The organism is Streptomyces sp. NPDC088387 (genome assembly GCF_044753385.1).
In the GTDB taxonomy this organism is placed as follows: domain Bacteria; phylum Actinomycetota; class Actinomycetes; order Streptomycetales; family Streptomycetaceae; genus Streptomyces.
Genome location: NZ_JBIVNC010000020.1, coordinates 143,487 through 153,773, shown reverse-complemented (window position 1 = coordinate 153,773; position 10,287 = coordinate 143,487). Strand labels below are relative to the sequence as shown.

Below are 10,287 nucleotides of genomic sequence, written 5' to 3'. Positions count from 1 at the left end.
TACGAGGGCTTCCGCCCGGCACGCCGAGAGCACGCACCGGACGCCGCTCGGCCCGCCCTCCGGGCGGACGACGGGACTTTCGAAACACGCCCTAGACGCCCGCCGCCGTCGTGTCCGGCCGCCGCGCCAGCACCGCCGCCGCCGCTCCCACCAACCCCGCGTCCGTGCCCATCTGAGCCGGTGTCACGGTCAGCCGCTGGACGAAGGAGAGCGTGGCGTAGTCGCTCAGGGCCTTGCGCAGCGGCACAAAGAGCACGTCGCCCGCCTTGCCGACACCGCCTCCTACGACAGCGATGTCGATCTCCACGAGGGTCGCGGTGGCCGCGATACCGGCGGCGAGTGCCTGCGCGGCCCGTTCGAAGGAGGCCACGGCGACCGGGTCGCCCGCACGCGCGGCGGCGGCCACGGCGGCCGCGGAGGTGTCGCCGTCGGGACCCGGCGTCCAGCCGCCCTCCAGGGCGCGCCGGGCGATGTTGGGGCCGCTCGCGATGCGCTCGACGCAGCCGCGCGAACCGCACGGGCACAGATCGCCGTCGAGGTCGACGCTGATGTGGCCGATGTGGCCGGCGTTCCCGGTCGGGCCCGGGTGGAGCCGACCACCGAGGACAAGACCGCCGCCGACGCCGGTGGAGACCACCATGCACAGCGCGTTGTCGTGGCCGCGTGCGGCTCCCTGCCAGTGCTCGGCGGCCGTGATCGCCACACCGTCACCGATCAGCTCCACGGGCAGCCCGCCGGCCGCGTCCCGTACCCGCGCCACCAGCGGGTAGTTCCGCCAGCCCGGTACGTTCACCGGGCTCACGGTGCCCGCGGAGGCGTCCACCGGGCCCGCGCTGCCGATGCCGAGGGCGTCCGCGCGGTCCCACAGCGGCGACAGGGTCAGCTCCCCGACCACCGCCTCGACGGCCCGCATCACGGTGTCGCCGTCCTCCTTCGCGGGCGTCGGACGCTGCGCGCGGGCCAGGATCGTGCCGTGGCCGTCCACCAGCGCTCCGGCGATCTTGGTGCCGCCGATGTCGAGCGCTGCCACGATGTCGGTGTCCATCAGTGTGGGTTCTCCCCGTCAACCAAGTCAGTGCTCCCCGTCGAGCGCGGGGAACGGGCAGGCCGGTCCAGCGGTGGGGCGCAGGGGCCGAAGATTGCGGTGGACAGTCTCTCCCGGTCGTGACAACGTTGTCCAGGCCTTATGCTCGACGCCACATCCTCATACATACCAATGCTCCACGCATCCCCGCGGACCACAGGACAGGACACCACATCGTGCCCGACACGCACCGCCGAGCAGATGGCCACCCCGCGACCCGTTACGGCAGCCGTCCCACCATGAAGGACGTGGCGGCGCGAGCGGGGGTCGGCCTGAAGACGGTCTCCCGTGTCGTCAACGGCGAGGCGGGGGTGACGCCCGAGACGGAGCGCCGTGTCCAGGAGGCCATCGACGCGCTGGGCTTCCGGCGCAACGACAGCGCGCGTGTGCTGCGCAAGGGCCGTACCGCCAGCATCGGCCTGGTCCTGGAGGACCTCGCGGACCCCTTCTACGGGCCCCTCAGCCGGGCGGTGGAGGAGGTGGCCCGCGCCCACGGGGCGCTGCTGATCAACGGTTCCAGCGCCGAGGACCCGGAGCGCGAGCAGGAACTGGCGCTGGCGCTGTGCGCGCGACGCGTGGACGGACTGGTCGTCATCCCGGCCGGAGACGACCACCGCTATCTGGAGCCGGAGATCCGCGCGGGCGTCGCCACGGTCTTCGTGGACCGTCCGGCCGGGAAGATCGACGCCGACGTGGTGCTGTCGGACAGCTACGGCGGCGCCCGGGACGGCGTGGCGCACCTGATCGGGCACGGCCACCGCCGGATCGGCTTCATCGGTGACATGCCGCGCATCCACACCGCCGCCGAGCGTCTGCGCGGCTACCGCGCCGCCATGGAGGACGCCGGTATACCGGTCGCGGACTCCTGGATGTCGCTGGGCGTCACCGACCCGGAGCGGGTGCGCCGGGCGGCCGAGGAGATGCTCGCCGGACCCGACCCGGTCACCGCGATCTTCACCGGCAACAACCGGGTGACGGTCACCGTGATCCGGGTGCTCGCCGAGCAGCCCCGGCGGATCGCCCTCGTCGGCTTCGACGACATCGAGCTCGCCGATCTGCTCCAGCCGGGCGTCACGGTCGTCGCGCAGGACGCCGCGAGCCTCGGCCGCACGGCCGGGGAGCGGCTCTTCCAGCAGCTGGACGGAAGTCTCGTCGCCCCCGAGCGCATCGAGCTGCCGACCCGCCTGATCACCCGCGGCTCCGGCGAGCTGCCGCCCGCGGACTGACGGCCCATGGCCGACGGCTTCCACCGCCCTGGCCCCGGGCACACCCTGGAGGAGCTCGGCCTCGCCGACGCGCCCCGGGACCGCCCGCTGACCTACCCCGGTGCCTGGCCACGGGGATCCGGGCTGCTGTCCGGGGACCGCTGGCTGCCGCTGACGGGTCCGGTGGGCGAGGGCCGGGTCCCGGTGCTGGCCGTCGGCTCCAACGCCTGTCCGGCCCAACTGCGCCTGAAACTGGCCGAGTCCGCGATCACCACACCGGTCCCGATGGTCCGGGTCAGGGTGACCGGCATCGACGTCGGTGTCTCCGCGCACGTCAGCCGGATGGGATACGTCAGCGCCTCCCCGTTCGAAGCGCCGGACACCGTACGGGAGTTGTTTGTCACCTGGCTGGACGCCGAGCAGCTGGCCGTGGTGGACGCGAGCGAGGGTGTGCCGCTGCCGGAGGGCAACTACCGGCGGGCCTGGCTGCCCGCACCACACGTCCGGATCGCGCCGGCGGACGGCGGCGAGCCGCTGCCGGGCGCCTTCGTCTACGTCAACCGGCGTGGTGTCCTGCACGACGGTACGGGTGCGCCCCGCCGCCACGGGGAGCAGCGGGCGCTGCTGACCGAACTGCTCCTCGCCCTGCCCCGGTTGCGGGAGCTGTTCGGGGTGACCCCGGAGGAGTTCTGCGACCGGGTGCGCGCCGATCCGGCGCTCGGCGCACAGGGCACCCGGCTGTTCGCGGAGGAGAAACTGGTGACGGCGTCCGGCCTGGAGCGGTACGTACGTCCTCAGCAGACCGGGAGGCCGGGCAGCGGGGCGTCGTTGTCACCGCCCTGGATGTAGACGTCGCTGACATAGACGTTGACGTTGCCGCTGTCGTCGTCCGTCCTGGCCCACCAGATGTTGGTCCACTCGCCGTAGGTCTCGCGGCGGCCCAGGTTCTGCTGGCAGTAGAAGTAGTTGGTGCCCGCGTTGAGGATGCCGGCCTCGGCTCCGGAGGCGGTGTAGGACTTGGCGGTGCGCCAGACCTGGCAGTTGTACTTGCCGCCGCCGATGGGGTGGCAGACGGGGTCCGGGGAGGACGCGCCGCCGCTGTTGCCGCCGCCGGTCGTGGTGGTGCCGCCGCCGCCCGTGGTCCCGCCCCCGCCGGTGGAACCGCCACCGCCCGTGGAGCTGCCGCCGTCGGAGCCGCCGCCGGTGGATCCCGCGCCGGAGGTCTTGGTCGGGTCGGGGTCGGCGCCGCCGGGGTTCTTCTCGGTCGGTTCGTCCTTGCCGTCGGCACCCTTGCTCGGCCTGCCGTCCGCGGACGGGGACTTCTTCTCGCCGTCCTGGGCGATGGAGTCGGGCCGGTTCGAGAGGTCCGCGTCCGGGGAGCCCGTCACCTCGGAGCCCTCGCCGCCGACGGCGGAGGACGAGGAGCCGCGGTCACCGGCCTCCGCGTCGCCGTTGTCGAGCAGGGCGACGGTCACACCGGTCGCGGCGAGCACCACGGCCACGGCCACGGCGGCGAGCAGGGCGCGGCCCTTGCGCCTACGGGTGGTGGTGGTCGTGACCGGGCCGGTGGGGGTGGCGGTGTGGGGCGCGGGGGCGCCTGTGCCGTACGGGCTCGGGGAGTGCGCCGGGTCCGGGCCGCCGGGTGCGCCGGGTGCGCCGGGTGCGCCGGGTGCGGCTGACGTTCCGTGGGCATCCGGGGTGACGGGTGCGCCGTAGACGCCGTACGCGCCGGAGGCGTTGGTTCCACCGGTGCCGGGGGCCCCGGTGGCAGCGCTCCCACCTGCCGCGCCCTGCTCGGCGGGGCCCTGGGCCGGTGTCCCCGACCCGGCCGGTCCGAAGCCCGGCGGTACCGACGGCACGCTCAGTTCGGTCTCGCTGCGCCCGGAGGTGCTGCCCGCGGCTCCGCGCAGATGGGCGGTCTGCACGTCCGTGGCGCCGCCCGAGACGGACTGGAGCAGGTCACGGGCCTGGTCGGCGTCGGGGCGGGACTCGGGCCGCTTGTCCATCAGGCTGCGCAGCGCCGGCGTGAGCGCTCCGGCCAGGCGCGGCTCGGGCAGCGGCTCGGAGACGATCGCGGTGAGGGTGGAGAAGGTCGACGTACGGCGGAAGGGCGACGCGCCCTCGACCGCGGCGTACAGCGTGGCGCCGAGGGCCCAGATGTCGGAGGCCGGGCCCGGTCCGGCGCCCTGGGCGCGCTCGGGCGCCAGGTAGTCGAGGGAGCCGACGAGTTCGCCGCTGCGGGTGAGGTGGGTGGCCGAGCCGTCGCCCGGGTCGTCCATGGTGGCGATGCCGAAGTCGGTGAGGACCACGCGTCCGGTGCGCTCCAGCAGGATGTTGCCGGGCTTGACGTCGCGGTGCAGCACACCGGCGAGATGGGCGGCGGCCAGCGCGTCGGCGACCTTGGCGCCGATGCCGGCCGCCTCCCCCGGTTCGAGCGTGCCGCGCACCCGCAGCACGTCGTCCAGGGAGGGGCCGTCGACGAGTTCCATGACGATCAGCGGGCGGCCGTCGACCTCGGCGATGTCGTGCACGGCGACGACTCCGGGGTGCCGGACCCTCGCGGCGGCGCGGGCCTCGCGCTGCATCCGCACCCGCAGGTCGGAGAGTTCGGGCCCGTCGGCGTCCGTGTACGTGCGCAGTTCCTTGACGGCGACCTCGCGGCCGAGAACCTCGTCGACGGCTCTCCAGACTACGCCCATGCCGCCCCGGCCGAGCTGGGCCACCACTCGGTAGCGCCCTGCCAGCAGCCGGCCGATCCCGTCCGTCTGTGCGTTCTCCCCCGAAGACACCGCCGCCCCGTTCCTCTGATCATCGTGTGAACCGACTTGGTCGGTCACAGACTACGGGGCCGCAGTGACTGCGGAAGACTCGGTGGACGGCCGTGACAGACCCGCTACTTGGCCGAGGCCGTCAGGTCACCGCGCCGGGGTCCCGCGAAGCTCTCCAGGTCGGCCCGGGTCAGTCCGGTCAGCCGGGCCACCTCGGCGATGTCGAGAGCGCCGCAGTCCAGTCCGCGCAGCAGATATCCGCTGAGGGCCTTGGCGGTGGCGGGCTCGTCCATGACGTCGCCGGCGGTGCGGTTGGCGTAGCGGGCGAGTCGGGCGGCGGCCTGTTCGAAGCCCTCGCGGTAGAAGGCGAACACGGCCGCGTAGCGGGTGGGGATGTGGCCGGGGTGCATGTCCCAGCCCTGGTAGTAGGCGCGGGCCAGGGCACGGCGGGTGAGGCCGTAGTGCAGCCGCCAGGCGTCGTGCACCTTCGCCGTCGTACCGATCGGCAGGACGTTGGTGGAGCCGTCCGAGACGCGTACGCCGGTGCCCGCGGCGGCGACCTGCATGATCGCCTTGGCGTGGTCGGCGGCGGGGTGGTCGCCGGCCTGGTAGGCGGCGGAGACGCCGAGGCAGGCGCTGTAGTCGAAGGTGCCGTAGTGCAGTCCGGTCGCGCGGCCCTCGGCGGCCTGGATCATCCGGGCGACGGTGGCGGTGCCGTCGGCGGCGAGGATGGACTGGCTGGTCTCGATCTGGATCTCGAAGCCGAGCCTTCCGGCCTCGAGCGCGTGGGCCTTCTCGAAGGCCTCCAGGAGCCGGACCATGGCGGTGACCTGCTCGGGGTAGGTCACCTTGGGCAGGGTCAGGACGAGCCCGGCGGGCAGGGGTCCGGCCTCGATCAGACCGGTGAGGAAGACGTCGAGGGTGCGGATGCCGCGGTCGCGGACCGGCGCCTCCATGCACTTCATGCGGATGCCCGTGTACGGGGCCGCGGTGCCGTCCGCGTACGCCTCGTGGACGATCCGGGCCGCGCGGGCGGCCGCCGCGTCCTCCTCGGCGTCGGGGCGGGGGCCGTAGCCGTCCTCGAAGTCGACCCGCAGGTCTTCGATCGGCTCGCGCTCCAGCTTGGCGCGCACGCGCGTGTAGACGGGCTCGGCAAGGTCGTCGTCGAGTCCCAGGACTGCGGCGAACGAGGCGGCGTCCGGGGCGTGCTCGTCGAGGGCGGCGAGCGCCTGGTCGCCCCAGGAGCGGACGGTGCCGGCGTCGAAGGCGTCACCCGGGACGTAGACGGTGTGGACGGGCTGGCGGGTGCCGGGGTCTCCGGGGTAGCGGCGCTCCAGTTCGGCGTCGACCGGTGCGAGGGAGGCGCTGATCTCCTCGCTGACGGTGCCCGCGAGGCTCGTCGCCACCTGCTCCTGCTGACCCTGACCCATTCCACACCCTCCTGTTTTCCGCTCTGCGGAATCAATTATCCGCAGTACGAAGTTATCTGCCGGTCATCCGCAGGTCAACACCCTTCCGAACCCGGCCACTCCCGGATATCGGCATGTTCACGTCCACCTCATACGGCGGTAGAACACTTCGGTACGGAAGACTCGCCCGGCAGTTCCGTCCTCAGTGAAGGAGCCCCTGTGCCGAACGACAGCCGAGTCACCCGCCGCCTCGGCCTGAAGACGGCGCTGGCCGCGTCCGTCGCCGTGCCTCTCTCCAGTACAGCACTGTCCACCCGCGCCGCTTCCACGGTCGCGCGGCAGGGCCGGCGCCTGGAGGTCATGTCGTTCAACGTACGGTTCGCGAGCGATGCCGAGCCCCACAGCTGGGCCGTGCGCAGGCCGGTCATGCGGAAGCTGCTCCGCGACGCCCGCCCGCACGTCCTCGGCATCCAGGAGGGCCTCTACCAGCAGGTGCGCGACATCCGTGGTGATCTCGGGCCGCGCCACGAGTGGATCGGCACGGGCCGCGCGGGCGGCAGCCGCGACGAGTTCATGGCGGTCTTCTTCGACACCGGCCGTCTCACCCCGGTCGAGTACGACCACTTCTGGCTGTCCGACACCCCGGACGTGATCGGCTCCAACACCTGGGCCGGCGGGTGGATCCGCATGGTCACCTGGGTCCGCTTCCGAGACCGCCTCGACGACGACCGCGAGTTCTACTTCCTCAACACCCACCTCGACAACGCCAGTCAGGACGCACGCGCGCGTGCCACCGCCCTGATCATCGAGCGCATCGGCGGCTTCGACCCCACCCTGCCGGTGATCGTCACCGGCGACTTCAACGTCCCCGCACACGGCAACCCGGTCTACGACACACTGCTGGGCGCCGGTCTCACCGACACCTGGGACACGGCCGCCGAGCGCGGTCCGCTGTACGCCACCTACCACGGCTACCGGCCGCTGAGGCCGGACGGCAACCGCATCGACTGGATCCTGGCCACACCCGGCGTGACGGCACACCGCGCGGCGATCAACACCTTCTCCGCCGACGGGCAGTTCCCCAGCGACCATCTGCCGGTCCAGGCGACCCTGACCCTGGGCTGAGCGCCGGACGGTGACACACCGAGGCCCCCGCGACCGCGTACCGGTCACGGGGGCCTCGTACAACAGCCGTGCGGATCAGCCCTTGCGGGTCTTGACCTCGTCGGTCAGCTGCGGGACGACGTCGAAGAGGTCGCCGACGACGCCGTAGTCGACCAGGTCGAAGATCGGGGCCTCGGCGTCCTTGTTGATGGCGACGATGGTCTTCGAGGTCTGCATGCCCGCGCGGTGCTGGATCGCGCCGGAGATACCGGCGGCGACGTACAGCTGCGGCGAGACGGACTTGCCGGTCTGGCCGACCTGGTTGGTGTGCGGGTACCAGCCGGCGTCCACCGCGGCGCGCGAGGCGCCGACGGCCGCGCCGAGGGAGTCGGCGAGCGCCTCGATGACCGCGAAGTTCTCGGCGCCGTTGACGCCACGGCCGCCGGAGACGACGATCGCGGCCTCGGTCAGCTCGGGGCGGCCCGTGGACTCGCGCGGCGTGCGGCCGGTGACCTTGGTGCCGGTCGCCTTGTCGGAGAAGGAGACCGAGAGCGCCTCGACCGCGCCGGCGGCCGGGGCGGCCTCGACGGCGGCCGAGTTCGGCTTGACGGTGATGACCGGGGTGCCCTTGGCGACCCGGGACTTGGTGGTGAAGGCGGCGGCGAACACCGACTGGGTGGCGACCGGACCCGCGTCGCCGGCCTCCAGGTCGATGGCGTCGGTGATGATGCCGGAACCGATGCGCAGCGCCAGACGGGCGCCGATCTCCTTGCCCTCGGCGGAGGACGGGATCAGCACGGCCGCCGGGGAGACGGCCTCGTAGGCGGCCTGAAGGGCCTCGACCTTGGGCACGACCAGGTAGTCGGCGTACTCGGCGGCGTCGTCGGTGAGGACCTTCACCGCGCCGTGCTCGGCCAGGACGGCGGCGGTGTCGGCAGCGCCGGCGCCGAGCGCGACGGCGACCGGGTCGCCGATGCGGCGGGCCAGCGTCAGCAGCTCCAGGGTGGGCTTGCGGACGGCACCGTCCACGTGGTCGACGTAGACGAGAACTTCAGCCATGGGACTTCTTCTCTCCTGCTTGCGAAGGGTGCGGGGGCGGTGGGCGATCGGGCCTCGGAGGAACGTCCGGCCCAGGGAGCCTCGGACGGACTACCGGCCCGGGATGCCTCAGACGAACTTCTGGCTCGCGAGGAACTCCGCGAGCTGCTTGCCGCCCTCGCCCTCGTCCTTGACGATCGTGCCGGCCGTGCGGGCCGGGCGCTCGGTCGCGGTGTCGACCGCGGTCCAGGCGTTCTCCAGGCCGACCTCGTCGGACTCGATGTCCAGGTCGGACAGGTCCCAGGCCTCCACCGGCTTCTTCTTCGCCGCCATGATGCCCTTGAAGGACGGGTAACGGGCCTCGCCCGACTGGTCGGTGACGGACACGACCGCCGGCAGGGAGGCCTCCAGCTGCTCGGAGGCGGCGTCGCCGTCGCGGCGGCCCTTGACCGTGCCGTCCTCGACGGAGACTTCGGAGAGCAGCGTGACCTGCGGGACGCCGAGGCGCTCGGCGACCAGCGCCGGGACGATGCCCATGGTGCCGTCGGTGGACGCCATGCCGGAGACGACCAGGTCGAAGCCGGCCTTCTCGATGGCCTTGGCCAGCACCAGGGAGGTACCGATGGCGTCGGTGCCGTGCAGGTCGTCGTCCTCGACGTGGATCGCCTTGTCGGCGCCCATCGACAGCGCCTTGCGCAGCGCGTCCTTCGCGTCCTCGGGGCCGACCGTCAGCACAGTGACCTCGACGTCGTCGTCCCCGTTCTCCCGCCGGTCTTCAGAGATCTGGAGCGCCTGCTCGACCGCGTACTCGTCCAGTTCGGAGAGCAGACCGTCCACGTCGTCACGGTCGACGGTCAGGTCATCGGCGAAGTGCCGGTCGCCAGTGGCGTCGGGCACGTACTTCACAGTGACAACGATCCTCAAGCTCACGCCGGCTCTCCTACTGCAATCGTCATTTTTCGGCTGCCTCTAGCAGGCAGCATAGGCGCCTCTAGCGGCCGATCCCGGTCGGGGCGGCCCACGCTCCGAACGAAATATTACTCGTCAGTACACCCAGTTCATTCCCACTAAGCAAGCGCTTTGAACTGTGACCTGTGCAACGCAGCGTAACCGGAACTCGACACTCGCGCAGGCGCGCGGGCACGTGATCAATCCCGCAGAGCCGTGAACTGCCCCTGGTGGTACAGAAGTGGGCGGCCGGCGCCCGCGGGGTCGCCGAGCACCACCTCGGCCAGCACGATGCGGTGGTCGCCCGCGGGTACGCGCGTGACGACCCGGCACACCAGCCAGGCGATCACACCGTCGAGGACCGGAACACCCTCGGGTCCCTCGTGCCAGCGCGTGGGTGCGGCGAACCGGTCGGCGCCGCTGCGCGCGAACGTGGCGGCCAGCTCCCGCTGCTGCTCGCCCAGGATGTGCACACCGACATGGTCCGCGCGGGACACGGCCGGCCAGCAGGAGGCGCCCGTACCGATCCCGAAGGACAGCATGGGCGGGTCCGCGGAGACCGAGGCCAGCGACGTCGCGGTGAATCCGACGGGCCGGCCGCCCGGCAGGCCTGTGTCACGGGCGGTGATCACCGCGACTCCGGCCGCGTGCCGCCGGAAGACGGAACGCAGCAGTTCGGGCGAGCCGAGCCGAGTGGTGTCCACCTCGGGCGTGGCCGTCATGGGGCGCTC

Annotated in this window: 9 protein-coding genes; 3 read left to right on the top strand and 6 right to left on the bottom strand. The window is 72.5% G+C overall.

Annotated elements, in window-relative coordinates:
* Positions 1-91: 91 nt before the first annotated feature.
* Positions 92-1,045: an ROK family protein gene (locus ACIQAC_RS37250; protein WP_402199363.1), complete on the bottom strand. Its 954-nt coding sequence runs from the start codon at positions 1,043-1,045 to the stop codon at positions 92-94.
* A gap of 215 nt (positions 1,046-1,260) precedes the next feature.
* Between ACIQAC_RS37250 and ACIQAC_RS37245 the strand changes: the two genes are divergently transcribed.
* The gene (locus tag ACIQAC_RS37245; RefSeq protein ID WP_402199362.1) at positions 1,261-2,310 is read left to right on the top strand and encodes a LacI family DNA-binding transcriptional regulator; all 1,050 of its coding nucleotides are present in this window, start codon (positions 1,261-1,263) and stop codon (positions 2,308-2,310) included.
* Positions 2,311-2,316: 6 nt separating this feature from the next.
* On the top strand, positions 2,317-3,138 hold the full coding sequence (locus ACIQAC_RS37240; protein WP_402199361.1) for a hypothetical protein: 822 nt from the start codon (positions 2,317-2,319) through the stop codon (positions 3,136-3,138).
* Here ACIQAC_RS37240 and ACIQAC_RS37235 read toward each other — a convergent pair.
* Complete coding sequence (locus ACIQAC_RS37235; RefSeq protein ID WP_402199359.1) at positions 3,084-5,078, bottom strand: serine/threonine-protein kinase; 1,995 nt, start codon at positions 5,076-5,078, stop codon at positions 3,084-3,086. The two genes, ACIQAC_RS37240 and ACIQAC_RS37235, sit on opposite strands and share 55 nt — an antisense overlap.
* A 104-nt stretch (positions 5,079-5,182) precedes the next feature.
* Entirely contained in the window at positions 5,183-6,487 is a 1,305-nt protein-coding gene (locus ACIQAC_RS37230; RefSeq protein WP_402199356.1) for a DUF6986 family protein, read from the bottom strand.
* 198 nt (positions 6,488-6,685) lie between these two features.
* On the opposite strand from ACIQAC_RS37230, the gene ACIQAC_RS37225 reads away from it, so the two are divergent.
* A complete protein-coding gene (locus ACIQAC_RS37225) occupies positions 6,686-7,591 on the top strand; it encodes an endonuclease/exonuclease/phosphatase family protein (RefSeq protein WP_402199354.1) in 906 nt (301 codons plus the stop codon).
* 75 nt (positions 7,592-7,666) lie between these two features.
* Here ACIQAC_RS37225 and ACIQAC_RS37220 read toward each other — a convergent pair whose 3' ends face one another.
* The 3 genes from ACIQAC_RS37220 to ACIQAC_RS37210 form a co-directional block, all read right to left on the bottom strand.
* On the bottom strand, positions 7,667-8,629 hold the full coding sequence (locus ACIQAC_RS37220) for an electron transfer flavoprotein subunit alpha/FixB family protein (protein WP_402199352.1): 963 nt from the start codon (positions 8,627-8,629) through the stop codon (positions 7,667-7,669).
* Positions 8,630-8,737: 108 nt separating this feature from the next.
* Positions 8,738-9,538: an electron transfer flavoprotein subunit beta/FixA family protein gene (locus tag ACIQAC_RS37215; RefSeq protein ID WP_402199349.1), complete on the bottom strand. Its 801-nt coding sequence runs from the start codon at positions 9,536-9,538 to the stop codon at positions 8,738-8,740.
* Between the two features lie 218 nt (positions 9,539-9,756).
* Complete coding sequence (locus tag ACIQAC_RS37210) at positions 9,757-10,278, bottom strand: flavin reductase family protein (RefSeq protein WP_402199348.1); 522 nt, start codon at positions 10,276-10,278, stop codon at positions 9,757-9,759.
* Between the last annotated feature and the right edge of the window lie 9 nt (positions 10,279-10,287).

Excerpts from the sequence above, each read along its gene's own strand:
- ACIQAC_RS37230 (WP_402199356.1), bottom strand. The coding sequence starts at position 6,487 with ATGGGTCAGGGTCAGCAGGAGCAGGTGGCGACGAGCCTCGCGGGCACC.
- ACIQAC_RS37240 (WP_402199361.1), top strand. The coding sequence starts at position 2,317 with ATGGCCGACGGCTTCCACCGCCCTGGCCCCGGGCACACCCTGGAGGAG.
- ACIQAC_RS37250 (WP_402199363.1), bottom strand. The coding sequence starts at position 1,045 with ATGGACACCGACATCGTGGCAGCGCTCGACATCGGCGGCACCAAGATC.
- ACIQAC_RS37210 (WP_402199348.1), bottom strand. The coding sequence starts at position 10,278 with ATGACGGCCACGCCCGAGGTGGACACCACTCGGCTCGGCTCGCCCGAA.
- ACIQAC_RS37220 (WP_402199352.1), bottom strand. The coding sequence starts at position 8,629 with ATGGCTGAAGTTCTCGTCTACGTCGACCACGTGGACGGTGCCGTCCGC.